Annotated in this window: 24 protein-coding genes and 1 pseudogene; 18 read left to right on the top strand and 7 right to left on the bottom strand. The window is 64.5% G+C overall.

The window, feature by feature from the left end; all coding sequences use genetic code 11:
* Position 1 precedes the first annotated feature (1 nt).
* The 4 genes from ripB to B586_RS09160 all read left to right on the top strand — a co-directional run bounded on the left by ripB (position 2) and on the right by B586_RS09160 (position 3,906).
* Positions 2-727, top strand: a complete 726-nt coding sequence (ripB, locus tag B586_RS09145; RefSeq protein WP_047313854.1) for an NlpC/P60 family peptidoglycan endopeptidase RipB — start codon at positions 2-4, stop codon at positions 725-727.
* 103 nt (positions 728-830) lie between these two features.
* A complete protein-coding gene (gene moxR1, locus B586_RS09150) occupies positions 831-1,943 on the top strand; it encodes a chaperone MoxR1 (protein ID WP_054880125.1) in 1,113 nt (370 codons plus the stop codon).
* Between the two features lie 47 nt (positions 1,944-1,990).
* Entirely contained in the window at positions 1,991-2,902 is a 912-nt protein-coding gene (locus B586_RS09155) for a DUF58 domain-containing protein (protein ID WP_047314007.1), read from the top strand.
* On the top strand, positions 2,899-3,906 hold the full coding sequence (locus B586_RS09160; RefSeq protein ID WP_047313856.1) for a VWA domain-containing protein: 1,008 nt from the start codon (positions 2,899-2,901) through the stop codon (positions 3,904-3,906). The genes B586_RS09155 and B586_RS09160 overlap by 4 nt, the downstream gene beginning before the upstream one ends.
* A 102-nt stretch (positions 3,907-4,008) precedes the next feature.
* Here B586_RS09160 and B586_RS22005 read toward each other — a convergent pair.
* Positions 4,009-4,128, bottom strand: a pseudogene (locus B586_RS22005) (hypothetical protein); the annotation flags it as partial.
* Positions 4,129-4,205: 77 nt separating this feature from the next.
* Between B586_RS22005 and fabG1 the strand changes: the two are divergent.
* Genes fabG1 through B586_RS09175 form a run of 3 tightly spaced genes read left to right on the top strand, consistent with a single transcriptional unit; the run spans position 4,206 to position 6,847 of the window.
* Positions 4,206-4,967 carry a 3-oxoacyl-ACP reductase FabG1 gene (gene fabG1 / locus B586_RS09165; protein ID WP_054880124.1) on the top strand — a complete coding sequence of 254 codons (762 nt, stop codon included), beginning with the start codon at positions 4,206-4,208 and terminating at the stop codon, positions 4,965-4,967.
* 29 nt (positions 4,968-4,996) lie between these two features.
* Positions 4,997-5,806, top strand: coding sequence for an NADH-dependent enoyl-ACP reductase InhA (gene inhA, locus B586_RS09170; RefSeq protein WP_054880123.1), 810 nt, complete (start codon positions 4,997-4,999; stop codon positions 5,804-5,806).
* A 6-nt stretch (positions 5,807-5,812) separates the two neighbouring features.
* Positions 5,813-6,847, top strand: a complete 1,035-nt coding sequence (locus B586_RS09175) for a ferrochelatase (protein ID WP_054880122.1) — start codon at positions 5,813-5,815, stop codon at positions 6,845-6,847.
* 11 nt (positions 6,848-6,858) lie between these two features.
* Here the strand turns inward: B586_RS09175 and B586_RS09180 are convergent, their stop codons facing one another.
* A complete protein-coding gene (locus B586_RS09180; RefSeq protein WP_054880121.1) occupies positions 6,859-7,755 on the bottom strand; it encodes a hypothetical protein in 897 nt (298 codons plus the stop codon).
* Positions 7,756-7,812: 57 nt separating this feature from the next.
* On the opposite strand from B586_RS09180, the gene B586_RS09185 reads away from it, so the two are divergent.
* Genes B586_RS09185 through B586_RS09195 form a run of 3 tightly spaced genes read left to right on the top strand, consistent with a single transcriptional unit; the run spans position 7,813 to position 9,820 of the window.
* On the top strand, positions 7,813-8,247 hold the full coding sequence (locus B586_RS09185) for an NfeD family protein (RefSeq protein WP_054880120.1): 435 nt from the start codon (positions 7,813-7,815) through the stop codon (positions 8,245-8,247).
* Positions 8,248-8,293: 46 nt separating this feature from the next.
* Positions 8,294-9,445, top strand: a complete 1,152-nt coding sequence (locus B586_RS09190; RefSeq protein WP_054880119.1) for an SPFH domain-containing protein — start codon at positions 8,294-8,296, stop codon at positions 9,443-9,445.
* A 12-nt stretch (positions 9,446-9,457) separates the two neighbouring features.
* A complete protein-coding gene (locus B586_RS09195; RefSeq protein WP_054880118.1) occupies positions 9,458-9,820 on the top strand; it encodes a DoxX family protein in 363 nt (120 codons plus the stop codon).
* Positions 9,821-9,847: 27 nt separating this feature from the next.
* Here B586_RS09195 and B586_RS09200 read toward each other — a convergent pair whose 3' ends face one another.
* The gene (locus B586_RS09200; RefSeq protein ID WP_054880117.1) at positions 9,848-10,603 is read right to left on the bottom strand and encodes a TVP38/TMEM64 family protein; all 756 of its coding nucleotides are present in this window, start codon (positions 10,601-10,603) and stop codon (positions 9,848-9,850) included.
* Between the two features lie 187 nt (positions 10,604-10,790).
* On the opposite strand from B586_RS09200, the gene mutA reads away from it, so the two are divergent.
* The 4 genes from mutA (at position 10,791) to lipL (ending at position 17,328) form a co-directional block, all read left to right on the top strand.
* Positions 10,791-12,680 (top strand): methylmalonyl-CoA mutase small subunit, encoded by a 1,890-nt coding sequence (gene mutA, locus B586_RS09205; RefSeq protein WP_054880116.1) that lies wholly within the window; start codon positions 10,791-10,793, stop codon positions 12,678-12,680.
* Between the two features lie 5 nt (positions 12,681-12,685).
* Positions 12,686-14,932 (top strand): methylmalonyl-CoA mutase, encoded by a 2,247-nt coding sequence (gene scpA / locus B586_RS09210; RefSeq protein ID WP_054880115.1) that lies wholly within the window; start codon positions 12,686-12,688, stop codon positions 14,930-14,932.
* A gap of 77 nt (positions 14,933-15,009) precedes the next feature.
* The gene (gene meaB / locus B586_RS09215) at positions 15,010-15,981 is read left to right on the top strand and encodes a methylmalonyl Co-A mutase-associated GTPase MeaB (protein WP_054880114.1); all 972 of its coding nucleotides are present in this window, start codon (positions 15,010-15,012) and stop codon (positions 15,979-15,981) included.
* Between the two features lie 63 nt (positions 15,982-16,044).
* Positions 16,045-17,328 (top strand): esterase/beta-lactamase LipL, encoded by a 1,284-nt coding sequence (gene lipL / locus B586_RS09220; RefSeq protein WP_054880113.1) that lies wholly within the window; start codon positions 16,045-16,047, stop codon positions 17,326-17,328.
* A 98-nt stretch (positions 17,329-17,426) separates the two neighbouring features.
* Here the strand turns inward: lipL and B586_RS09225 are convergent, their stop codons facing one another.
* Positions 17,427-18,308, bottom strand: coding sequence for a class I SAM-dependent methyltransferase (locus B586_RS09225; protein ID WP_054880112.1), 882 nt, complete (start codon positions 18,306-18,308; stop codon positions 17,427-17,429).
* Between the two features lie 281 nt (positions 18,309-18,589).
* Complete coding sequence (locus tag B586_RS09230) at positions 18,590-18,802, bottom strand: dodecin (protein WP_054880111.1); 213 nt, start codon at positions 18,800-18,802, stop codon at positions 18,590-18,592.
* 70 nt (positions 18,803-18,872) lie between these two features.
* Here B586_RS09230 and B586_RS09235 point away from each other — a divergent pair, with 70 nt between their 5' ends.
* The 4 genes from B586_RS09235 to B586_RS09250 all read left to right on the top strand — a co-directional run bounded on the left by B586_RS09235 (position 18,873) and on the right by B586_RS09250 (position 22,387).
* Positions 18,873-19,865, top strand: coding sequence for a 2OG-Fe(II) oxygenase (locus B586_RS09235; protein WP_054880110.1), 993 nt, complete (start codon positions 18,873-18,875; stop codon positions 19,863-19,865).
* 127 nt (positions 19,866-19,992) lie between these two features.
* Positions 19,993-21,012 (top strand): glycosyltransferase family 2 protein, encoded by a 1,020-nt coding sequence (locus tag B586_RS09240; protein ID WP_054880109.1) that lies wholly within the window; start codon positions 19,993-19,995, stop codon positions 21,010-21,012.
* The gene (locus B586_RS09245) at positions 21,009-21,518 is read left to right on the top strand and encodes a GtrA family protein (RefSeq protein WP_236971371.1); all 510 of its coding nucleotides are present in this window, start codon (positions 21,009-21,011) and stop codon (positions 21,516-21,518) included. Before B586_RS09240 ends, B586_RS09245 begins: the two co-directional genes overlap by 4 nt.
* Positions 21,518-22,387: a glycosyltransferase family 2 protein gene (locus B586_RS09250; protein WP_236971397.1), complete on the top strand. Its 870-nt coding sequence runs from the start codon at positions 21,518-21,520 to the stop codon at positions 22,385-22,387. The genes B586_RS09245 and B586_RS09250 overlap by 1 nt, the downstream gene beginning before the upstream one ends.
* A 202-nt stretch (positions 22,388-22,589) precedes the next feature.
* Here B586_RS09250 and B586_RS09255 read toward each other — a convergent pair whose 3' ends face one another.
* Both B586_RS09255 and B586_RS22010 read right to left on the bottom strand, forming a co-directional pair.
* The gene (locus tag B586_RS09255) at positions 22,590-24,083 is read right to left on the bottom strand and encodes a hypothetical protein (RefSeq protein ID WP_156406742.1); all 1,494 of its coding nucleotides are present in this window, start codon (positions 24,081-24,083) and stop codon (positions 22,590-22,592) included.
* A complete protein-coding gene (locus tag B586_RS22010) occupies positions 24,083-25,507 on the bottom strand; it encodes a DUF2079 domain-containing protein (protein WP_236971372.1) in 1,425 nt (474 codons plus the stop codon). The genes B586_RS09255 and B586_RS22010 overlap by 1 nt, the downstream gene beginning before the upstream one ends.
* Positions 25,508-25,642: the final 135 nt, after the last annotated feature.

The following is a 25,642-nucleotide window of genomic DNA, read 5'->3' on the forward strand; positions in this document are numbered from 1 at the left end:
TATGCGACACAAGCGTTTTCGCCTGATCAACCTGGCCGGGCTCACCGCGATGGTGGCCGGGCTGACGATCGTTGTCGCGACGCCTGCTACGGCGGACCCTGGCCAGTGGGATCCGACATTGCCGGCAGCGGTGAGTGCGGGCGCCCCGGGAGATGCACTCGCTGTTGCCAATGCTTCGCTGCAGGCCACCGCCCAGGCCACCCAGACCACGCTCGATCTGGGTAAGCAATTTCTGGGCAGGCTGGGGATCAATCTCGGTGGTGATCCGCCCAGCGCCGCGACCCCACCCAGCAACCCGGGAGGCCGGATTCCGCGGGTCTACGGTCGTCAGGCCATCGAGTACGTGATCAAGCGGGGCGGGTCACAGATGGGGGTGCCGTATTCGTGGGGCGGCGGCTCGCTGCAGGGTCCCAGCAAGGGCGTCGGCGACGGCGCGGGCATCACCGGTTTCGACTGCTCGGGTCTGATGCGATACGCGTTCGCTGGCGTCGGCGTGCTGATCCCGCGGTTTTCCGGTGACCAGTACAACGCCGGTCGCCACCTTCCTCCCGACCAGGCCAAGCGCGGTGACCTGATCTTTTACGGCCCGGGCGGAGGCCAGCACGTCACCATGTATCTGGGCAACGGTCAGATGTTGGAGGCATCTGGCAGCGCCGGCAAAGTCACCGTCAGCCCGGTGCGTAAGACCGGTATGACGCCGTTTGTGACTCGGATCATCGAGTCCTAGCCGGCAGGCCGGCGGGAACCGCGGCGTCGACGGAATCCACGAGGCCTGGAATAGTTGAACGCGGGCACGCCGCGATTGTCGGTGGAGCCAAGAAAGGTAAGTGATGACAGCAGCAGGTGATTACGTGGGCCCGGGTGGGCCATCAGGCCCGGGGGCCCATGCGGCGCCTTCCGGTGGCGCTGATGGGCTGGCTGCCGAGGTGCACACCTTGGAGCGGGCGATCTTCGAGGTCAAGCGGATCATCGTCGGCCAGGACCAACTCGTCGAGCGGATGCTGGTCGGTCTGCTGTCCAAAGGGCACGTGCTGCTCGAGGGTGTTCCCGGCGTGGCCAAGACGCTGGCAGTGGAGACCTTCGCGCGGGTGGTCGGCGGGACGTTCGCGCGCATCCAGTTCACCCCCGACCTGGTGCCCACCGACATCATCGGTACCCGCATCTACCGGCAGGGCAAGGAGGAATTCGACACCGAGCTTGGCCCGGTGGTGGTCAACTTCCTGCTGGCCGATGAGATTAACCGGGCTCCGGCGAAGGTGCAGTCGGCATTGCTGGAGGTCATGCAGGAACGCCATGTGTCCATCGGGGGCAAGACCTTCGGTCTGCCCAACCCGTTCCTGGTGATGGCGACGCAGAACCCGATCGAGCACGAGGGTGTCTATCCGTTGCCTGAGGCGCAGCGAGACCGCTTCCTGTTCAAGATCAACGTCGGCTACCCCTCGCCGGAGGAGGAGCGCGAGATCATCTACCGGATGGGTGTCACCCCACCGGTGCCCAAACAGATCTTGAACACCGGCGATCTGCTGCGGCTGCAGGAGATCGCCGCCAACAATTTCGTTCACCATGCGTTGGTTGACTATGTGGTGCGCGTCGTCACCGCTACTCGCCACCCCGAGCAGCTGGGCATGAACGACGTTAAGACGTGGATCTCGTTCGGCGCATCCCCGCGTGCGTCACTAGGCATCATCGCGGCATCTCGTTCGCTGGCTTTGGTGCGGGGCCGCGACTACGTGATCCCGCAGGACGTCATCGAGGTCATTCCCGACGTGCTGCGGCACCGATTGGTGCTCACCTACGACGCGCTCGCCGACGAAATCTCCCCGGAAATTGTCATCAACCGTGTCCTGCAGACGGTTGCCCTGCCACAGGTGAATGCCGTTCCGCAACAAGGTCATTCGGTACCCCCGGTGATGCAGGCCGCGGCCGCGGCAAGTAGTCGGTGACCGATACACACCCCGCCGCGAAGCCAGGGGCGCTCCACCCGCCGTCGATGCAGCGCGGGCAGATCGACGACCCGAAGCTGTCGGCGGCGTTGCGGACCCTCGAGCTCACCGTCAAACGCAAGCTCGACGGCGTCTTGCATGGCGACCATCTCGGCCTGATCCCGGGCCCGGGATCAGAGCCGGGAGAGTCGCGCGAGTATCAGCCTGGTGACGACGTCCGTCGAATGGATTGGGCGGTCACCGCACGCACGACACACCCGCACGTTCGGCAGATGATCGCCGACCGCGAACTAGAGACCTGGATGGTGGTCGACATGTCGGCCAGTCTGGACTTCGGCACCACCATCTGCGAGAAACGTGACCTGGCGGTGGCTGCTGCGGCGGCGATCACCTTTCTCAACAGTGGTGGCGGGAACCGGCTCGGCGCGCTGATTTCCAACGGCGTGACGATGACCCGGGTACCGGCACGTTCCGGACGCCAACATGAGCAGACGCTGTTGCGCACCATCGCTACCACGCCCAAAGCGCCGGTCGGGGTGCGCGGCGACCTGGCGGTTGCCATCGACGCACTGCGCCGGCCGGAACGACGCCGCGGAATGGCCGTGATCATCAGCGATTTCCTGGGCCCGATTAACTGGATGCGTCCGCTACGCGCGATTGCGGCCCGGCACGAGGTGCTCGGCATCGAGGTGCTCGACCCCCGTGACGTTGAACTGCCTGACATCGGCGAGGTTGTCTTGCAGGACGCCGAGACCGGTGTCACCCGAGAATTCACCATCGATGCAGCGCTGCGTGACGACTTCGCAAGGGCCGCCGCCAACCACCGCGCCGACGTCTCGCGCACCCTGCGCAGTTGCGGGGCGCCGCTGATGTCGCTGCGCACCGACCGGGACTGGATCGCTGACATCGTCCGTTTCGTCGAATCCCGTCGGCGTGGGGCATTGGCGGGACGCCAGTGACTTTGCCGTTGCTAGGGCCGATGTCGCTGTCCGGCTTTGAACACTCGTGGTTTTTCCTGTTCATCCTTGTCGCTCTCGGGCTAGCCGCGCTCTACGTCGTGATGCAGGTGGCGCGCCAGCGACGCATGCTGCGGTTTGCCAACATGGAGCTGCTGGAAAGCGTCGCTCCTAAACGACCTGCGGGGTGGCGGCACGTGCCCGCGATCCTGCTGGTGTTGGCGTTGTTGCTGTTCACCATCGCGATGGCGGGGCCGACGAACGACGTCCGGATTCCGCGTAACCGTGCGGTCGTCATGCTGGTGATCGACGTATCGCAGTCGATGCGCGCCACCGACGTCGAACCCAATCGGATGGCTGCGGCGCAAGAGGCTGCGAAACAGTTTGCCGGCGAACTGACCCCGGGCATCAACCTTGGACTGATCGCCTACGCGGGTACGGCAACGGTGCTGGTGTCACCGACCACCAACCGGGACGCCACCAAGAACGCGCTCGACAAATTGCAGTTCGCCGACCGCACCGCCACCGGAGAGGCCATCTTCACCGCGCTGCAGGCCATCGCCACCGTCGGTGCGGTGATCGGCGGCGGCGACACGCCACCACCGGCGCGCATCGTGTTGTTCTCTGACGGTAAGGAGACGATGCCGACCAACCCAGACAACCCTAAAGGCGCTTATACCGCGGCGCGCACCGCCAAGGACCAGGGCGTGCCGATCTCGACGATCTCGTTCGGCACCCCGTACGGCTTCGTTGAGATCAACGGCCAGCGTCAGCCGGTGCCCGTCGACGACGAGACGATGAAGAAGGTCGCCCAGCTCTCCGGTGGGAACTCGTACAACGCGGCGACTTTGGCGGAACTAAAAGCCGTCTACGCGTCACTGCAGCAGCAGATCGGCTACGAGACCATCAAGGGTGACGCCAGCGTGGGCTGGCTGCGGCTGGGTGCGCTGGTGCTGGCGCTGGCGGCGCTGGCAGCGCTGCTGATCAACCGCCGGCTACCCACTTAGCACGCGAGCGTAACGCCATCGATGTCGTCGGGACGGTCTTCGGCGATGACCCGAACCACGATCCAGCCGTAGCGTTTGTTGCACCTTTTCTAAGCCGCGGCGAAAGCCCGCCAGGATGCCGCGCCGCCGCGACCGCAGCCAAAGCGCTTTCGCCCGCAACACCGGTGTCAGTTCCGCATCCCTCCGCACGTACACGTCTTCGTGTAGCGCGACGTGTGCTGACTCACCCTGACAGGGGCGCGTAAGTGTCAGGGCCGGCCGGTGTCGGGCTGGTCGCCGTGAGGCGATAGGTTGGCGGGGTGACTAACGCTGCTACCAAGGCCCCAGCAGCCCCTAAGGGGGGTAAACCCGCATTCGTGTCTCGTTCAGTGCTGGTCACCGGCGGAAACCGGGGGATCGGGTTGGCGGTGGCTCGCCGCCTGGCCGCCGATGGGCATCGGGTGGCGGTGACCCACCGGGCATCCGGCGCCCCCGACGGGCTGTTCGGCGTCGAGTGCGACGTCACCGACAACGATGCCATCGACGCTGCCTTCAAAGCCGTTGAGGAGCACCAGGGGCCGGTGGAGGTGGTGGTGGCCAACGCCGGCGTCACTTCCGACATGCTGATCATGCGGATGAGTGAAGAGCAATTCCAGAAAGTCATCGACGCCAACCTGACCGGTGTCTTTCGGGTCGCCAAGCGGGCGTCACGCAACATGATCAAGAAGCGGTTCGGTCGCTACATTTTTATGGGATCGGTCGTCGGGCTCAGCGGCGTACCCGGACAAGCGAACTACGCCGCATCCAAGTCAGGCCTCATCGGGATGGCCCGGTCGCTGACCCGCGAGCTGGGGTCGCGGTCGATCACCGCCAATGTTGTGGCGCCCGGCTTCATCGACACCGAGATGACCCGTGCCATGGACCCGAAATACCAGGAAACCGCGCTGCAAGCGATTCCATTGGGCCGCATCGGCACGGTCGAAGAGATCGCCGGCGCCGTCAGCTTCCTGGCATCCGAGGATGCCGGATACATTTCGGGCGCGGTGATCCCGGTCGACGGCGGCCTGGGTATGGGCCACTGAGACGGCATCGAACACATACAAGGACGGACATGGCAGGACTGCTGGAAGGCAAACGGATCCTGGTCAGCGGGATCATCACCGACTCGTCGATCGCATTTCACATCGCCAAGGTGGCCCAGGAAGCGGGGGCGCAGTTGGTGCTGACCGGATTCGACCGGTTGCGGCTGATTCAGCGCATCGCCGACCGGCTGCCGGACAAGGCGCCGCTGATCGAACTCGACGTGCAGAACGAAGAGCACCTGGCCACGCTGGCCGAGCGGGTGACGGCCGAGATCGGCGAGGACAACAAGCTCGACGGTGTGGTGCACTCGATCGGCTTCATGCCGCAAACTGGGATGGGCATCAACCCGTTCTTCGACGCGCCCTACGAAGACATCTCCAAGGGCATCCACATCTCGGCGTACTCGTACGCTTCGCTGGCTAAGGCGCTGCTGCCGATCATGAACCCCGGCGGCTCCATCGTCGGTATGGACTTCGATCCGACCCGGGCCATGCCGGCTTACAACTGGATGACGGTGGCCAAGAGCGCGCTGGAGTCGGTCAACCGGTTCGTTGCGCGCGAGGCCGGCAAGTACGGCGTGCGGTCCAATCTCGTTGCGGCGGGACCGATCCGGACACTGGCGATGAGCGCGATCGTTGGTGGCGCGCTCGGCGAGGAGGCCGGCGCCCAGATGCAGCTGCTCGAGGAGGGCTGGGATCAGCGTGCCCCGATCGGCTGGAACATGAAGGACCCCACGCCGGTCGCAAAGACGGTGTGCGCGCTGCTGTCCGAGTGGCTGCCGGCTACCACCGGGACCATCATCTACGCCGACGGCGGCGCCAGCACCCAATTGCTCTAAACAGCAATGCTTTTCGACGCCGCCCTGCTGCTGTCCTTCGGCGGGCCGGAGGGGCCCGAGCAGGTGCGGCCGTTTCTGGAGAACGTCACCCGGGGCCGCAACGTGCCGCCCGAACGCCTTGACGAAGTCGCCGAGCACTACCTGCATTTCGGTGGAGTGTCGCCAATCAACGGGATCAACCTCGCCCTGATCAACGAGCTGCAAGCGGAACTGGATCTGCCGGTGTATTTCGGCAACCGCAACTGGGAACCCTACATCGAAGATTCCGTTGTGGCCATGCGGGACGACGGTATTCGCTGTGCCGCGGTGTTCACCACCTCGGCGTGGAGTGGTTATTCCAGCTGCACGCAGTATGTCGAAGACATTGCCCGGGCCCGTCGGCACGCCGGGCACGATGCGCCCGACCTGGTCAAATTGCGGCCCTACTTCGACCATCCGCTTCTCGTCGAAATGTTCGTCGACGCCATCGCGGCGGCCGCCGCCAGCTTACCGGCTGCGCTGCGCGGCGAGGCGCGGCTGGTGTTCACCGCCCATTCGGTGCCAGTGGCCGCCGACCGGCGCTGCGGTCCTGCGCTCTACAGCCGCCAAGTCGGTTATGCCGCAAGGCTCGTCGCGGCCGGCGCCGGATACGCCGACTATGACCTGACCTGGCAGTCCAGATCGGGGCCGCCGCATGTTCTGTGGCTAACACCCGATGTCGGTGATCATCTCTTGACGCTGGCGGCCGCCGGCACCAAAGCCGTCATCGTCTGTCCAGTCGGGTTTGTCGCCGACCATATCGAGGTGGTGTGGGATCTCGATCACGAATTGCGATCTCAAGCCGACGCGGCGGGCATCGCGTTTGCCCGGGCCGCCACGCCCAACGCCGATCGGCGGTTCGCCCGGCTGGCCGCAGGTTTGATCGACGAACTCACACACGGCCGCTTGCCTGTTCGGCTGCATGACCCCGATCCGGTGCCGGGCTGTCTGGCCAGCATCAACGGTGCGCCGTGCCGTCCGCCGCATTGTGTTGCGAGGGAAGACTCCAGCGTGGATTCGTAGGCGCGGTGCAATCAGTCGGGCCAGGCCGAGTTCAGGATTGCGCTGACCGCGGCCATCCTCGCCGAACGCACCACCGCGGTGAGCGGTCGCAGCGCATCGCTGGCAATCTGAATGTCGGACAGTGATTGGGTTCCGATCGGCGTCAGGCCGGCGCTGACCGCGATGATCGCATCAACATGCGCAGCGTTCTCCAGCACCCGCAATGCGCGCGACGGCGCGTGGTCGGGAACCCGGTGTTGCCGTGAGGATTCCAGCAATTGTTCGACGAGTCCCCGCGGATCGACGATGTCAGCTGCGGCGGAATTCAGCCCAATGGTGCCGAGCGCATCGGCGGCAGCGCGTACCGCGGACCGCAGTGCGTACTCGGCGTCGCCCAGCTCGTGATGGTCAAACACGGGTGCGCCGGGCAGTGAGTACACCATCCACGACAGCGCAGACAATTCGGCTAGACGCGTCTCCTCGCTGTCGGTGTTCTGCTCGGAATCGCTGTAGGAGTACTCCGGGACGAGCCCGACGGCGGTGCTGGAATCATCCGGGTTGGTGATGATCACCGCCTCGCCCGCAGCCAGGGCATCACGCTCGAATTGTGTGCCGGCGGCCAGCCCGCGCACGTCGCCGGGCACCGGTTGTACTACATTGATCGTCCCGCGCAGCCGATGCGGGCCACCGGGCATGGATTTCGCCGGCCCGCCGACCGCGGCACGCAGGGTTTGCAACAGTGAGACCGTTCCGGCGTCGTGAATGTCGGGCCACGGCAGTCCGGTGTGGCCGGCAGCGACAGCGTCATAGGCGGCAACCGATTGCATTGGCGCCCAAAGTGATAACGCGTCCAATAGATCGTCGGGCGCGGCCTTGCCGGCGAGCCAGGCGTTGGCCCACACGGACAGCGAAACACTGGGACACCACATGATCTCGCAGTGTAGTTGTTCGGCCCCAGGAAGGCCGATTGCGCGTATTCTGGCCGCATGCCTGTCGCGCTGATTTGGCTGATCTTCGCGCTGGTGCTGGCCGGTGCGGAGGCGCTGACCGGCGATATGTTCTTGTTGATGCTCGGCGGCGGTGCTCTGGCCGCGGCCGTCAGTAGCTGGCTGACGGATTGGCCAATATGGGCCGACGGGACGGTGTTCCTGATCGTCTCGGTTCTGCTGCTGGCGTTGGTTCGGCCTGCGGTGCGGCGGCGGCTAACGCCCGCTCTGGGAGCACAGCTGGGAATCGAGGCGCTAGAAGGCAAGGCCGCCCTGGTGCTTGATCGCGTTGCCCGCAACGAGGGCCAGGTCAAGCTGGATGGCCAGGTGTGGACGGCGCGCCCGCTGAACGACGGCGATGTCTATGAAGCCGGCGAGTCGGTCACCGTCGTGCACATCGACGGCGCTACGGCGGTGGTGTTTAGGAACGGGTAAGGGCTCGACAGAACCTGAGGTAGACCCTGCGAAGAAAGGAACCCCAGTGCAAGGTGCGGTTGCAGGTCTGGCGTTGTTCGCCGTCCTGGTGATATTCGCCATCGTTGTGGTGGCCAAGTCAATTGCGTTGATCCCACAAGCCGAGGCCGCGGTGATTGAACGGCTAGGTCGATACAGCCGCACGGTCAGCGGGCAGCTGACCTTGTTGGTGCCTTTCATTGACCGCGTCCGCGCCCGAGTGGACCTGCGGGAGCGGGTGGTGTCCTTCCCGCCGCAGCCGGTGATCACCGAGGACAACCTGACGCTGAACATCGACACCGTGGTCTACTTCCAGGTCACCGTTCCGCAGGCGGCGGTGTATGAAATCAGCAACTACATCGTCGGGGTCGAGCAGCTCACCACGACCACGCTGCGCAACGTTGTCGGCGGCATGACGCTGGAGCAGACCCTGACTTCCCGCGACCAGATCAACGCCCAGTTGCGGGGTGTGCTGGACGAGGCGACCGGCCGCTGGGGACTGCGGGTGGCCCGGGTGGAGCTGCGCAGCATCGACCCACCGCCGTCGATCCAGGCCTCGATGGAAAAGCAGATGAAGGCCGACCGGGAGAAGCGGGCGATGATCCTGACCGCCGAAGGCACCCGGGAGGCGGCCATCAAGCAGGCCGAAGGCAACAAGCAGGCGCAGATCCTCGCCGCCGAGGGCGCGAAGCAGGCCGCGATTCTGGCCGCCGAGGCCGACCGGCAGTCGCGGATGCTGCGCGCTCAGGGTGAGCGCGCCGCGGCCTATCTGCAGGCGCAGGGGCAGGCGAAGGCCATCGAGAAGACGTTCGCCGCGATCAAAGCTGGCAGGCCGACCCCGGAAATGCTGGCCTACCAGTACCTGCAGACGCTGCCGCAGATGGCGCGCGGTGACGCCAACAAGGTGTGGGTGGTCCCCAGCGACTTCAGCGCGGCGTTGCAAGGGTTCACCAAACTGCTGGGCACCCCCGGTGAGGACGGGGTATTTCGGTTCCAGCCGTCCCCAATTGAGGACGTCCCCAAGCATGCCTCAGATAAGCAGGCCGATGACGACGCCGAAGTCGCGGGCTGGTTCTCTACCGAGACCGACCCGGCGATCGCTCAAGCGGTCGCCAAAGCCGAGGCGATGGCTCACCAGCCGGTTGACGGACAGCCCGGTGCGCGCCCCGAGTTGACTTAACAGGATTTGCGTATGGGCGTTTTGACTTCACCGAAAACCTATGCAGCGCTCAGCCTTTTTCAGGCTGGTGACGCGGTGGCATGCGCGATTCCACTGCCGATCATCGCCAAAACCTTGGACGACCTGAAGGTTTCAGACAATATTCGCCCCGTCCTGCCGGTGGTGAAAGCCGCCGCCACGATCGGTCTGCTATCGGTTACCCGGTTCCCAGCCTTGGCGCGGTTGACGACGGCGATGCTGACGCTGTATTTCGTTTTGGCGGTGGGTGCGCACATCCGGGTCGGTGACAAGGCTGTCAATGCGATTCCGGCGGCGTCGTTCCTGGCAATGTACGCGGTGATGACCGTGCGGGGGCCGGATCAGGACGCCGGCTAAATACCCAGGCTCAACAATGCCAGTCGGTTAGCCGCTGATGACCCGCTCGGCGGCGAGCCGCTCCGACGGGCGGTGGTGACGCTGCCGGTAGTGGCGGATCTCGACGATCAGCCCCGCCATCCCCAAGGCGCCCGTGCACAGCGACACCAGATAAAGCATCGGGCTCACGTGACCGGCGAGCGTGTCGCCGAGGATCACCACAGCCGCGGTGCCGGGCAGCAGACCGGCGAGCGTGGCCAACGCGTAGGGCAGTACTCGCACGGCAGACGCGCCGGCGGCATAGTTGATCGCGGAAAACGGCACCACAGGAATCAACCGCAGTGACAGCACAGCCAGCCAGCCCCGCTCCCGCAGGCGCTCGTCCACCCTGCCGACCGCTCGGTGCCGAATCAGGCGATTCAGCTGCCACCCGGCGGCTCTGACCAGCAGCGCCGCCAGTACCGCGCTCCCGGTGCTGGCGAGCACCGCGATCAGCACACCGACGACCGGGCCAAACAGCAACCCGGCAGCCAGGGTGAACGCCGTGCGGGGAACGGGCACCACCGTGACGACGATGTGTGCGATCAGAAACGCCAGCGGAAACCATGGGCCCAGCGACGTCGCCCACTCGCGCAACTGCACCGCGGTGGGTACCGGAACCCACATCGCCACCGCAACCAGAACTGTGATTCCAACCACGGTCGCGATGATCCGCGGCCAGGACACCTGACGCGCGACCAGGCCCAGCGCACCGGCAAGACTGCGCAGTGTGCTGGTGGTTTTGCAGGTGGCGGCCCCCGTCACGCCTCACAAGGTTACGGGGCCCAGATGAATAAGTCGTTTCTCGTGGCTGGCGTTTCGTCGCCGACCTGCCACAATCGCTTCACCTCGGCGCTTTACGACGGCCGCGATCAATTAGCCTGGTTAGCAAGTGGCAGCCTCGAGGCCCTGCATTGAGGGCTCGCCAATTGCTGGGAAATAGGAGCGGTCGGTGTCCGTAGATGTACCCGAGCTCGCCGAGTTGGAGCAGATTCGCGGGCGGTGGCGCAGCGCGGTCGCCGGGGTGCTGTCGAAGAGCATCGGGAGCGACCCCGCCACGTTGGGGGATCAGCCCGAGCGGCTGCTGGACACCGCGACCTACGACGGGTTCGCTATCCGGCCGTTGTACACCGCGTTTGACGAGCTGCCGGAGCCGCCGCTGCCGGGAGAGTGGCCGTATCGGCGCGGCGGCGACGCGGTACGCGATGTCAATTCCGGCTGGAAGGTCGCCGAAGTGTTTCCGGTCGACCCGCCAGCCGCAGGTGCGGCTGGCGACCAGGGCGCGGTCGGCAACGCGGCAGTACTGGCTGCGCTCGCTGACGGAGTCGGCGCGCTGCGAATCCGGGTGGGGAAGTCCGGGGTAGCGCCTGGGCAGCTGGGCAGCCTGCTCCTCGGCGTGTACTTGGACTTGGCTCCGGTGATCCTCGACGCGGGCGTCGACTACCTCGAAGCCTGCGATGTCATGGTGGCCCTGGTGGCTCAGCTGGACTCGGGTCGGCGCAGCACGCTCTCGATCGATCTGGGTGCCGACCCGCTGACCGCGTCGCATAGCGGCCGTCCGGCCCCGTCGATCGAGCAGGTGGCCGCAGTCGCGGCGCGGGTCGCCGGCGACCGCGGAGTGCGGGCGATCACCGTCGACGGGCCTGCCTTCCACAATCTGGGGGCCAGCGCGGCGTGGGAGCTCGCCGCTGCGATTGCGGCAGCGGTGGCCTACCTTCGGGTGCTCACCGAATCCGGGATGCCGGTCAGCCGGGCGCTCCGACAAATCAGTTTTCGGCTAGCTGCCGACGACGATCAGTTCCTGACCATCGCCAAGATGCGGGCCGTGCGTCAACTATGGGCGCGTGTCGCAGAGGTCGCGGGAGACCCCGAAGGCGGCGCGGCCGTTGTGCACGCGGAAACGTCGCTTCCGATGATGACCCAGCGCGACCCGTGGGTGAACATGCTGCGCGGCACGCTAGCCGCGTTCGGTGCGGGCGTTGGTGGTGCCGACACCGTGCTGGTGCTCCCGTTCGACGTGGCGATTCCCGGTGGCTTTCCCGGCATGGCGGCCAACTTCGCGCGCCGGATCGCCCGTAACACTCAGCTGCTGCTGTTGGAAGAGTCACACGTCGGCCGGGTGTTGGATCCGGCTGGCGGGTCCTGGTTCGTCGAGGACCTCACCGAAGCGCTGGCTGCGCAAGCCTGGCAGCATTTTCAGGCTGTCGAGACCTACGGTGGGTTCGTCGACGCCGGCGACTACCTTGCCGGCCAGATCGACGAAACAGCCGCACGCCGTACCGACGACATCGCGCATCGCCGCACCGCGATCACCGGTGTCAACGAATATCCGAACCTCGCTGAACCTGCTCTGCTGCAAGGTGGTTCGCCTGTTTCGGCGACCGCTGCGGGAAACCTGCTGCGCTACGCTGCCGGCTTCGAAGCGCTACGGGATCGTTCGGATGCATACTTGGCTCGCACCGGTGCACGTCCGCAGGTGCTGTTGCTGCCGCTGGGCCCGCTGGCTGAGCACAACATTCGAGCGACGTTCGCAACGAATCTGCTGGCCTCGGGCGGCGTAGTGGCGATCAACCCGGGAACGGTCGATGCCGCGGGTGTCGCTCAGGCTGTCGTCGACGCGGGGTCGCTCAACACGGCGGTGATCTGCGGCACCGATTCGCGCTATCAGGACGAGGCCGCAGACATCGTTCAGGCAGCCCGAAGCGCCGGGGTATCAAGGGTTTACCTGGCGGGACCCGAAAAAGCCTTGGGGGACGTCGGGCACCGGCCCGATGAATACCTGACCACGAAAATCAATGCGGTCGAGGCACTGTCAAATCTGCTCACCCGATTGGGGGCGTAGCCACGATGACGACTACCGCACCTGTGATTGGCAGTTTCGCCAACATCCCGCTGCATGGCGATCGTGCCGTGTTGTCGCCGTCTGAAGCCGCGGTCGAAAGGCATGTCGCCGCGGCCGCCTCAGCGCACGGGTACACGCCTGATCAACTGCACTGGCATACACCGGAAGGTATCGACGTCAAACCGGTATACATCGCTGCCGACCGCGCCGCCGCCGAGGCCGCCGGCTACCCGTTGCATAGCTTCCCCGGCGAGCCGCCTTATGTACGCGGACCTTACCCGACGATGTATGTCAACCAGCCGTGGACCATCCGTCAATACGCTGGGTTTTCCACCGCCGCGGATTCCAACGCGTTTTACCGTCGTAACCTGGCAGCCGGTCAGAAGGGCCTGTCGGTGGCCTTCGACCTGGCGACTCACCGCGGGTACGACTCCGACCATCCTCGCGTCCAGGGCGATGTCGGAATGGCCGGTGTGGCAATCGATTCCATCCTCGACATGCGACAACTGTTCGATGGTATAGACCTGTCGGCGGTGTCGGTATCGATGACAATGAACGGTGCTGTGCTGCCGATCCTGGCGCTGTATGTGGTAGCGGCTGAGGAGCAGGGTGTGCCGCCGGGGAAGCTGGCCGGCACCATCCAAAACGACATCCTCAAAGAGTTCATGGTCCGCAACACCTACATCTACCCGCCGAAGCCCTCGATGCGGATCATCTCCGATATCTTTGCCTACACCAGCGCTAAGATGCCGAAGTTCAACTCCATCTCGATCTCCGGCTACCATATCCAAGAAGCTGGCGCCACAGCGGATTTGGAGCTGGCATACACCTTGGCCGATGGTGTCGACTACATCAAGGCGGGCCTGGATGCCGGACTGGACATCGACACTTTCGCGCCGCGGTTGTCCTTCTTTTGGGGTATCGGGATGAACTTCTTCATGGAAGTCGCCAAACTGCGTGCCGGCCGGCTGCTATGGAGCGAACTGGTCGCCGAATTCGAACCCCAAAGCCCAAAATCCCTATCACTGCGCACCCATTCGCAAACCTCGGGGTGGTCGTTGACCGCCCAGGACCCGTTCAACAACGTGGCCCGCACCTGTATCGAGGCGATGGCCGCAACACAGGGCCATACCCAGTCGTTACACACCAACGCGCTGGACGAGGCGTTGGCGCTGCCCACCGACTTTTCCGCCCGGATCGCCCGCAATACTCAGCTGGTGCTGCAACAGGAGTCGGGCACCACGCGGCCGATCGACCCGTGGGGGGGCTCTTACTATGTGGAGTGGCTGACCCATCAACTGGCTGCCCGTGCTCGTGCTCATATCGCCGAGGTCGCCGAGCACGGCGGCATGGCCCAAGCCATCAGCGACGGCATCCCCAAGCTGCGCATCGAGGAGGCAGCCGCGCGCACCCAGGCCCGTATCGACTCCGGGCGTCAGCCGGTGGTCGGGGTCAACAAGTACCAAGTTGACGAGGATCACGAGATCGAGGTACTCAAGGTCGAGAACAGCCGGGTGCGCGCCGAACAAGTAGCCAAACTGCAGCAGTTGCGGGCAAACCGGGACCAGTCGGCGGTCGACGCGGCCCTGGCCAAGCTGTCTGCTGCCGCCGGGGCCCCCGGCCGTGCCGGTGATAATTTGTTGGCGCTTGCTATCAACGCCGCCCGGGTCAACGCCACCGTCGGCGAGATCTCCGATGCGCTGGAAAAGGTATACGGGCGTCACCAAGCGGAGATCCGTACCATCACCGGGGTCTACCGCCGGGAAGTGGGAGAAGCTGGGAAGGCCACCGATATCGCAAGCGCCACAGAACTAGTCAAAAAATTCGCTGAGGCTGATGGTCGCCGGCCCAGGATTCTGGTGGCCAAGATGGGCCAGGACGGCCACGACCGCGGGCAGAAGGTTATCGCGACGGCATTCGCCGACATCGGGTTCGACGTCGATGTCGGATCGCTGTTCTCCACGCCCGAGGAGGTCGCCCGTCAGGCGGCCGACAACGACGTGCATGTGATCGGTGTGTCGTCGCTGGCCGCCGGCCACCTGACGCTGGTACCGGCACTTCGAGACGCACTTGCCGATGTGGGCCGGCCTGACATCATGATCGTGGTGGGCGGCGTGATCCCGCCTGGTGACTTCGATGAGCTGTACGCCGCCGGGGCCACTGCCATCTTCCCGCCCGGGACGGTGATCGCCGACGCCGCAATTGGCTTGCTGCACAAGCTCGCCGAGCGGCTGGGTTACACGCTTACCTAGATGGCCGCGAGAGTGCAACCACTGGCGGCGTTACTCGGGAAATGTGTCGCCAGTTGCACTTTCGCGATGGCGGATAAATGACGGTAGAGCAACTGGCGGCTGCGGTCCGCAGCGGTGATCGCGCGGCATTGCCGCGGGCTATCACGTTGGTGGAGTCCACCCGCGCCGACCATCGTGAGCAGGCGCAGCAGCTGCTGTTGGCGCTGCAGCCGGACGCTGGAAACGCCCATCGGGTCGGCATCACCGGGGTGCCCGGGGTAGGAAAATCCACCACCATCGAGGCGCTCGGCATGCATCTGATCGAACGGGGTCATCGAGTGGCGGTGTTGGCCGTCGATCCGTCATCGACCCGTACCGGTGGATCCATTCTTGGCGACAAGACCCGAATGGCGCGGCTGGCGGTACACCCGGACGCCTATATCCGGCCGTCGCCGACGTCGGGCACGCTGGGCGGCGTGGCGAAGGCCACGCGGGAAACAGTTGTCCTGTTGGAGGCGGCTGGTTTTGACGTGATCCTGATCGAAACCGTCGGCGTCGGGCAGTCCGAGGTCGCGGTGGCCAATATGGTCGACACCTTCGTCTTGTTGACCTTGGCGCGTACCGGCGATCAGTTGCAGGGCATCAAAAAGGGCGTGCTGGAGCTGGCCGACGTCGTGGTGGTGAACAAGGCTGACGGGGAACATCTGCGCGAGGCGCGGGTAGCCGCCCGGGATCTGTCCTCGGCGCTCCGACTGATCTATCCACACGAAACACTATGGCGACCACCGGTTCTCACGATGAGTGCGGTTGAGGGGACCGGTCTGACCCAGATGTGGGAAGCGGTCGAACGTCATCGTCAGGTGCTTACCGCCGCCGGCGAGTTCGAGAACCGCCGACGGGCCCAGCAAGTCGAGTGGACCTGGCAGATGGTCCGTGACGCGGTGCTAGACCGGGTGTTGTCTAACCCTGCGGTGCGTGAGATCCGCGCTGAGCTGGAGCGCCAGGTGCGGGCAGGGGAGCTGACTCCCGCGATGGCGGCCCAGCAAATCCTGCAGGCGGCATCATCCTAACGGAAAGGTAAATTAATCATTGTTTGCCCATGGCTGATGTGAAATCGCCGTAAATTCACAAGCGTGACGGTGGAAGCCCGAGTCGATCGCCGCGTGGACCCTCCTCACGACGCCCTTGACGCTGGTCGTCGTGTGTTCGGCGCGGCGGACTCAAACTTTGCGTGCGTCGTTCGTAGTTTTGCCGCGCTGTTCCCCGGGCGTCGATTCGGTGGGGGAGCACTGGCCGTGTATCTCGACGGCCAACCGGTCGTCGACGTGTGGACCGGGCGCGCGGACCGGCGCGGCCAAGTGCCGTGGACGGCTGACACCGCTCCGATGGCGTTCTCCGCGACCAAGGGGTTGGCTGCCACCGTCATTCACCGGCTCGTCGACCGGGGGTTGATCGAATACGACGCTCCGGTCGCCGAGTATTGGCCGGCGTTCGGAGCCAATGGCAAGTCAGCGCTGACCGTTCGTGAGGTGATGAAACACCACGCCGGCTTGTCGGGTCTGCGCGGCGCCACCAAGGATGACTTGCTGGACCACATCGTCATGGAGGAACGGTTAGCGACGGCGTCTCCGGGACGCTTGCTGGGTAAACCGGCATATCATGCGCTGACCTTCGGCTGGCTGATGTCGGGGCTGGCTCGGGCGGTCACCGGAAAGGGGATGGCCGCGCTGATCCGCGAGGAGCTCGCCGAGCCGTTAGGAACTGACGGCATGCATCTGGGTCGACCGCCGGCCGACGCTCCGACGCGGGTCGCTGAGATCATCATGCCGCGCACCCTCGGCAATCCCGTTGTCAACGATCTGGCCTGCAAGGTCGCCCACCAGGTGTCGGGTGCATTCCGCTCGGTCTACTACAAGGGCGTTGTGGATACCGTGCAAGGCGATATCCCGTTGCTGGACGCTGAGATCCCAGCCGCGAACGGGGTTGTCACCGCGCGCGCGTTGGCGCGGATGTATGGTGCGATCGCCAATGGTGGTGAGATCGACGGCGCTCAGTTCTTGTCGCGCGAGCTCGTCGCCGGGCTGAGTGGCCGACCGGACCGGCAGCTGGACCGAAACATCCTGGTACCGCTCTCATTTCACCTCGGCTACCACAGCGGACCCGTCAGGTGCGTGATGCCAGGTTTTGGTCACTGCGGGCTGGGCGGCTCGTTTGGTTGGGCCGACCCGGCGACCGGGGTGGCTTTTGCATACGTGCATAACCGACTGTTGTCGCCCTTCGTCGTGCTGGATCAGTGCGGGGTGGCGATGTTCGGCAATCTCATTCGGCAGGGCGTCATTCGCGCCCGTAAACGCGGCTTCCAGCCGGTCACCGAGTTCGGGGCGCCATTTCCCGAGCCGGGAGCCGTTGCCGGCTGACCCTATGACGACGGGCGCGTATTGTCTGGGCCGCTCGGCAGGGCATCCTGATCAAGTCGCCGTCGTGAGGTTCGAATCGATGGTCGGTGGCACGGCGATCATTCGCTGACCCGGCCCGCGAAGACGGTCTGGGCTCCCGTGCCGTCGTCAGGTCCCTCGTAGATCTCGGGCTCGAAGCCCGCCTCGCGCAGATAATCGACGATATCGCGGCCGAACTCAGTGAACGTCAGCAGATCTTGGCCCACCGGAATGAACCGGTACAACCCGCTGCCCCTGCCGTGGTAAAGAGCCGGCATCAGGTGGACGATCTCGCCATCGTCGCCGATCCGCGCCCGCGCCCCGGTCGTGGGGCGAGTCCAAACGACCGGCACCGTAAAGATGTGGCGTCCGCCAGGGCGGAGCACCCGCCGCGTTTCGGCCAGCGCGGCGCGGAAGTCTTGGACATGCTCTAGCGTGTCGGACGACAGCACAAGGTCGAAGGCAGCATCAGGGTAGGTGAGACGACAGATGTCCTCGTTGCGTGCGCCCTCGATCGTCTCGCCCAGACGCTGCGGTCCCTTGTACTCGGAGAAGGCTAGCCGCGGGAGCCGGCCCAGGAAGTTGTGCAACGCTCCCAGCGCTCCGATTGTGTTGATTTCGGCAATGTCGAGGGCCCGGAACACCGGGTCCTCGACCAGTTCGGCGCACGACCTGCACCCGGCGGGTCCATAGAGCGAAATCAGGACCTCGGCGATCCGTCTCACCCGCAGGTTCGCACAGCAGCAGTGGCAGAACATGCTTTCGCGCCGGGTGTAGGCGCGCGACACGCTGGGATCGGCCCAGCAGGCGTGCAGGTCATCGCCGATAACCCAGGAGCTGAAGGCGAATCTCGTATCGGCTCCGCACGCGACGCAGCGGCCTGTCTCATCGGCACGACGGTCGCCGGGCGAGCGCAGGTTGAGCACCACGGGCCGTCCTATTCGGGCTTTCACCGCCGCCATGAGGCTCACCACGGCGAAAGTTCCATTGCAGCGATGAGGGGCAGCCGTACGGGACCGATACGGTAGCCGGCGCCCGCGGCACCGCTATGCGAGCAGCATTTGCCTTCCAGCGTGGCGACAACGATCATGCCGATCATCCCTCTCCCCGAACGCAGCGGCAGGCACCTGTCGTGTCAACACATAGTAGAGGGCGCGCGCAGTGTTGATGCTGTATTCGGCCCTGTTTGCGAATCGGGAGGCAATGCTCGCTGATCCTATGACGCCCGCCGGCGTCATAGGGACTACGAATCTTCCAGGCGGAAGCCAACTTTCATCGTTACCTGGAAATGTGCAACGGTGCCGTCGGCTAGGTGGCCACGAATCGACTGCACTTCGAACCAATCCAAGGCGCGTATTGTCTGCGCCGCTCGCGCTAGACCGTTGCGGATGGCCGCATCAACTCCGTCGGGCGAGCTTCCGACGATCTCGATCACCCGGTAGCTGTGATTGCTCATCGTGTCCCTTTCTAGGGTCGGTGAGTGAACAGTAACCAGCACACCCGTCTCGTGGGCTAAACACACGCAGATGGCGCTTCTGAACCATTGCGGCGCCAAAGGCTCGCCAGATCCGTCGATTGCGGCCGCCATCGTGCCTGCGCGGTTGTATGTTCACTGTGTTCGATGCCTGCCGACGACGGGGGAAATCACCATGGCGGATGCCGTTTTCAACGTGGAAGAACTCGAGCACAACGTGTCGGACCTGCGGCGCAAATTCCATGCGGCTGAGCCATTCCAACACTTGGTGGTTGACGATCTGCTGCTTTTTTCTCCGTCTGCTGCGCGTTCCTTTCCCGACATCTCCTGGCCTGGGTGGGATGAGCTGGGCGATCGCTACCAGCAGAACAAACGGGCCTGCGCGAATCTCGAGCTCATTCCGGAGCCATTCAAAGCCCTTATCAGGGAGCTCAGCGAACCACGGTTCCTGAGGGTGCTCGAGCAAATCACCGGCATCCAACGGTTGCTCCCGGATCCCTACCTCATGGGCGGCGGCCTACACCTGAGTGGTCCGGGCGGCATCCTGAGTCCTCATACCGATTTCCACTACTACCGCGCGCTGAACCTTTATCGGCGCATCAATGTTCTTGTCTACCTAAACGAGGACTGGTCGTTGCAGGACGGGGGTTGTTTGTCGCTGTACGACAGCCAGAACCGGGCTATTCAGACGGTCCTACCGGACTGGGGAAAGGTCGTCATCTTCCGCACTGATGACCAGTCGGTGCATGGGTTCCCGGTTCCGGTCGCCAAAGGCAAGTGGCGGCGGTCGGTAGCGCTGTATTACTACACGGCCGCTCCGGCTGGCAACTTCAGCGGTGACGAGACGACCTATTGGAGGGAGCACGGAGAGCAGGCCGGTGTTATCCGGAAAACACGATTCGTCGCGTACCGGTGCCTGCTCAACCTCAGTCGCGTTATCAGCATCCTGGCGCATGTCGTGAATCCCAACCAGGGGGTGGGGTTGATCAGGACAGCTCTGGCCAACCGCCGGAAAGCCAGGTGCGGCCGTCCCGAGATCAGCTAGAGGCAGCTCTCGAACAGCTCTTTTGCCGGCCGCGGACAGGCGACTGCTCCCGCATGCTTGGCCCACGCTTGGCGCGATAAGGGCGAAAGCCCGACGCCGAGACAAATTCCGAACTACATTACTGCGCATGGGTTCTGTCGCCCGCCCGACCCTATCGGTGGTGGCACCCTGCTACGACGAGCAGGAAGTGCTACCGGAGTTCTTGCGGCGGGTGGGGGCTGTACTCGATGTAATGGGTGGCACCAGCGAGATTATTCTCGTCGACGACGGCTCCCACGACAGGACCTGGGAGATCATGGCCAAGACGGCAATTGAGGATTCGCGCATCGTCGGTGTGCGGTTGATGCGCAATCACGGCCATCAGCTTGCACTCACTGCAGGACTGAGCGTGTGCCGTGGCGATCGTGTGCTGATCATTGACGCCGACCTGCAGGATCCACCAGAGCTCTTGCCCGACATGATGGCGTTGATGGATCAGGGCGCCGACGTCGTTTACGGCCATCGCCGTCATCGGGAAGGCGAGGACATGTTCAAGCGCGCCTCCGCCAGCCTCTTCTATCGAGCGCTCAGTCGGGTCACCGATGTTGACATCCCGTGTGACACCGGCGATTTCCGCTTGATCACGCGGGGCGTTCTCGATGTGCTGCTGGCCATGCCGGAGCGCCATCGCTTTGTGCGCGGCATGGTTGCATGGATCGGCGGCAAGCAGGTGCCACTGGTTTACGACCGCAAGCCTCGGATGGCCGGGGAGAGCAAGTACCCGTTCACCAAGATGGTGCGTTTCGCGGCTGACGCAGTTTGCGGCTTCTCGGTGATGCCGCTCCGGGCGTCGATGATGCTCGGCTGGGTGATGGCGTTCGTAGGATTTGCCTTTGCTGTCTGGTCGAGCATGGGAGCGATACTAGGACAGACGGTCCCAGGCTGGAGCTCGTTGGCGGCCGCGATCGGCATCCTGAGCGGTATGCAGTTCCTGATTCTCGGCGCCATCGGCGCCTATCTTGGCCGGCTCTATGACCAGGCCAAAGGCCGGCCGCTGTTCATGATCCGCGAAACGGTCGGAGGCGCCCCCGGGTTGGTCGCAGCCGCGAGCCGGCGTGCAGCGGCATCGTTGCCGGGCTACCCGCCAAATTGGCCGAGCTGCCCATGAATCTCGACACCGTTGCGGCCCACGACGAGCATATTCGTGCACCGGCAGGCATGATCGGCGTCCCCGGTCCACTGTTTCGGCTGATCAGGGATCAGCGGGTCGCCTTCCTCATTGTCGGCGGGATCAACACCGCAATCCCAACAGCGTGGTTTGCGTTGCTCCTATGGCTCTTTCAGGATGCCGTTGGTTACCTGGGCTTGCTGCTGTGCGCGCACGTCGTAGCGGTGCTGTGCGCGTTTGTGCTCTACCGTAGGTTCGTGTTCCGCGTGACCGGACACGTCGTGCGCGACCTAGTGCGGTTCGAGCTGGTTAACCTCTCCGTCCTAGGCGCCAACGTCGCGGTGCTGCCGCTGCTGGTGGAGGTCTTTGGTTGGCCGGTGTTGCCGGCCCAGGTGGTAATCGTCGGCGCTGCCGTGGTGTTCAGTTGGTTCGCTCACCGCGGGTTCTCGTTCCGTCGTACCCCCGCCGAGCTTGGTCTAGCCGAGCATCAACAGATTCAGGCATGATGCCGCGGGTGTCGGTCGTCGTCCCGGCATATAACAGTGTCGCCTTCATTGAAGCCACCATGCGATCGATTCTGGCGCAGACGTACAGCGACTTTGAGCTGGTGGTTTCCGATCACAGCTCCACCGATGGCACCTGGGAGGCACTGCAGCCGTTCACCGCCGATCCGCGGGTACGCTTGAGCCGGCTGGCTTCCGGTGGTGGGGCGCCGGCGAATTGGAATACCGTCACCGACTTTGCCTCCGGCGAGTTCATCAAATTGGTCTGCGGCGACGATGTGCTCTACCCGGAGTGCCTCGCGGTGCAGGTGGCGGCGTTGACAGCACACCCCTCAGCGGTGCTTGCCGCGAGCACCAGGGACGTCGTTGACGCCGCGGGAATGCCGGTCCTACCCAACCGTGGGCTGGGGGGACTACGCGGTGAAGTCACCGGCGTTGATGCTATCCGGCGCACCGTGCTCGCCGGCACGAACATTTTCGGTGAGCCCGCGTCGGTGTTGTTCAGACGCATCGCCCTGGCCGACGCCGGAGGTTGGGACGACCGCTTCCCCTACCTCATCGACGAGGCCACCTACTGTGCCGTGCTGCTCCTCGGAAATCTCGTAGCGGTGCCCCGCGCGCTCGCCGCGTTCCGGGTCAGTCATTCTCAGTGGAGTGTGCAGCTGAAGGGCACCCAGGCCGCCCAGGCCATCGACTTTCACCGCGAGTTGGCTGCCGCGCACCCGGGATTGCTTGGTCGGCACCACCTGCTCGCCGGCAGCGCGCGAGCCCGTGTGAATGCCGTTGGTCGACGCGCTGTGTACCACTTGATCGAGCGGCGGATGCGCCGTAACAACCTCGCGAACGCTGGGCAGGCGCCAGCCCCTAGGTAAGGTAGGTGAGCGACCGATCAGCTACCCCAGCCGGAGGTGGCGTGCGCATTGGTGCTGCGAGCCGCACGAGTGTGTACCAGTAAGGCAAGACCACGGACTGATGCCGAGGTTCGGGAATCACTCTCGACAGCAGCCGAAGCGGTGCGCGAACGATTTTGTGTTGCAATGGCATCAGAGCGAAGTCGCTTCCTGACGGTTTGTCTTACTCGCCACCCAGTTGGGCCGCGGCTGCCGGGGCCAGTTCGTCTAACGCCGATGCGCTGCAGACATCCGCTTGGGCGTCGGCCACCGGTCTTCGCGCATACGAGACGATGATCGCCGCGCACGCGATCAACCACAGCAGCGGCGTCAGTTCCATCGTGGTGTGGACAATTGGCGTGGTGCCGATGACCCCGATGACCCCCAGCTGGCCCGCGATCGGCGACATGATCGGCTGGCCGGGCAGGGGGATGCAGACGATGCTGAACGCCGCGGCGAGGGTCACGCAGATGCCGACGGCGCGACGGCGCTCACCGTGGGCCGTAAGCTGGTCGAAGATCCCCGATCCCGCCGATCCGTCTGGGGCACGGGCCAGCAACGCCGCGACCGGTAAGGCGAACACCAGGTAGTACTGGAATACCAGGCCCGGGAAGAGGCAGGCGGTGGCCAGCAGCGCGATGCCCACCATGACTGGGGGAATGCGCCGGCCGAGAGCAAGCACGCAGCCAACGACGACAACAAGCACGACATAGCCGATCAGCGGTCGGACTCCGTCAAGAAAGCCGTTCGACACATAGCCCCACTGCGGGTAAGCGATCCTATCCGGAATGAAAAAGATTCCCTTCCCAAAGGATGCGTTGTATGGCCCGACAAGCGCTGCGACCGAACTGCTGTAATGGAGGGCGTGGCGGGCCGACTGCACGATCGTTCCCGGAAAGTCGCGCGGCCACAGCAAATACGGGATGAGATTGGAGATCACGACCCCCACGACCGCGGTGCTGCCTAACCGCCATTTTCGGGCGGCGAACAACGCGACGGCGAGTAGCGCAAACTGTGGTTTCAGCAGCGCGGCCAGGACCACTGTGATCGCTACCAGTCTCCACTGCTGCCTGCATAGCGCCACCAGGAACACCAGGCCAATCGGTGCGACCAACCCAGCCGAGTTACCCCGATCGATCACGGCCAATGCAGGGATGGCCGCGGCGCCCACCACCACAAAGACGATCAACCGCTCCAGACCGCGAGCGCCGCGCGCCGCCCAGACGGCGGGCGTCAAGACCGCGCACGTCAAAACGAGTTGGTAGCCCACCAGTCCCAGTCGTGGCCTGTGTAGCCATTCGCCGAGAATCCCGAAAAACAGTTGCGGCAGCAACCCCGCTGCTGGGTAGGGGCTCCCGCCGGTCTGGTAATTGTTCCAGGGCAAGAACAGCGGATAGCTCACCCACGGATTGGGGCGCATCCCGAAACCCACTGTCATTGCGTAGTCACTGAAGCAGTGTCGGCCGATCTGCGTGCCCCAATCGAGCCAGCAATCCTCGGCGCTACCGGTGAGAGAGGTAAGCACGTCGATGGAATAATATTGGGCGAGAACGAAACTCGTCGCCGCCGACACCGCAGATCCCAGCAGGACCGCGCCGAGCAGGAGCGTCCGCTCGGTTAGGCCGCAGACCGCCAAGAGTTGCTCACGGATCGCGGTGACCGCCCCCCTGACGGCCACTATCGAGCGATTCGGCGATAGACGGTGTCTGGCCCAATGGTGACTGCAACGGCGTATTCACGCTGAAACTCGGGCAGCGCAATCGTCGGGGCGTCGACCGACCAGTCATTCGGCGTGACCCAATAGTCCGGTCTCACCGACAGCCACCAGGTAAAGTCGTTGCGTCGAACTGAATCGTTGGCCCTGGAGTCCAAAAGCCCTAGGTAATCGACTATATCGGCGTGGCCGTAGTAGCCCAGGGCGCCGACCTCGCCCGCTGCCACTGTGGGGTGTGGGCTGGCCGCGTTGCGGTCTATCCACTCGGCGACTTGCCGGTAGTGGCTCCGAACCGATCTCCACGCATCCGGGACATGAGCCGCCGCTATCAAGGCGACCACTGCTCCGGCCAGCAGCAGCGACGTCGTAACACGATGACCATGCCGGGCAGTTTCCTCCAGCGCAACGGCTAACCCGGCGATCACCCACAGCGTCCATGGCCCGTAATGCCAGACATAGGTCCCGGGTATGCGAAGCACGATCCCGTATTCGAGTACGACTATGGCTGCAGCCGCGCTGAGTAGGGGGAGTGTGTGTCCGCCGCGCCGGAACGCAAGCACAGTCCCGAACACTGCCGCTATCAGCACCAGATCGCCTGCGAGCAACAGGAGCCCAGGCATGACACCGCGGGGATCACTTAGTCGGGCAAGCTCGACGCCGATGATGCCGTTCGCGGAAAGCCCTTTCAGGAAGCTCCATTGGCCGCCCCACTGCCCAGAGTCGCGTTGCGCAAGCTTCGCAGCCAGCGTGCTCGGCAACAGGCTGCCGGTCAACACCCACGAGGCAGCAGCCCACAAGGCACCTATCGCTACACATGGTCCGAGCACCGTCAGCGCGGTCCGCCGCTGTCGAACGGTGAGCCAGCCGATCAAGGCTGCGGCGAGCAGACATCCGTCTGACCTGGCCATTGCCAACAGTGCCAGCAGACATCCCAATACCAGCCAGCGCTCACGCTGAAAGGCCCAGATCGCGGCGAGTATCAGCAGCAAATACAGGGACGTTTCCATGCCGCGCACGTTCGCTAGCAGCGGTGCGATCGAGTACAGGCCGCATGCCAGCCACCCGCCTAAGCGCCGTCCCTCCAGGAAGAAAATGCGCGCGAGGACGATGCCTCCCAGCCCCCATGCCCCGACATAGAGGCCCGTCGACCACATTTCGGGCGAGCCGCCGATGAATGTTCCCGCCGCGATAAGCAGGACATAGAGCGGGGAAGTTACGGCGTTATTGGTCGGCGAGCCCGGGTTGTACGTCCACCCCAAACCATGGGCGAGGTGGTCGCCGTAGCGCATCAGGATGAAGGGGTCGTCGTAAAAGGGAGCCTTTTGCGTAGCCACCGTAATCACGGGGTAGAGGAATGCCAGCAGTGGTAGGCCAATCCACTGTGCCATTGCCGACCGGCTGCACGAGTCAAGCGCACTTGGAACCAAGCGGGTCCACGTGTTGTCTTCGCGCCGTGCGAGAGGCGACCAATGCTGCAGGGAGGCTACTTTGTTCACCGGCGGTGTCCAGTTCTGACCCGTGCC

Origin of the sequence: Mycobacterium haemophilum DSM 44634, from assembly GCF_000340435.2 — a bacterium.
Lineage (GTDB): Bacteria > Actinomycetota > Actinomycetes > Mycobacteriales > Mycobacteriaceae > Mycobacterium > Mycobacterium haemophilum.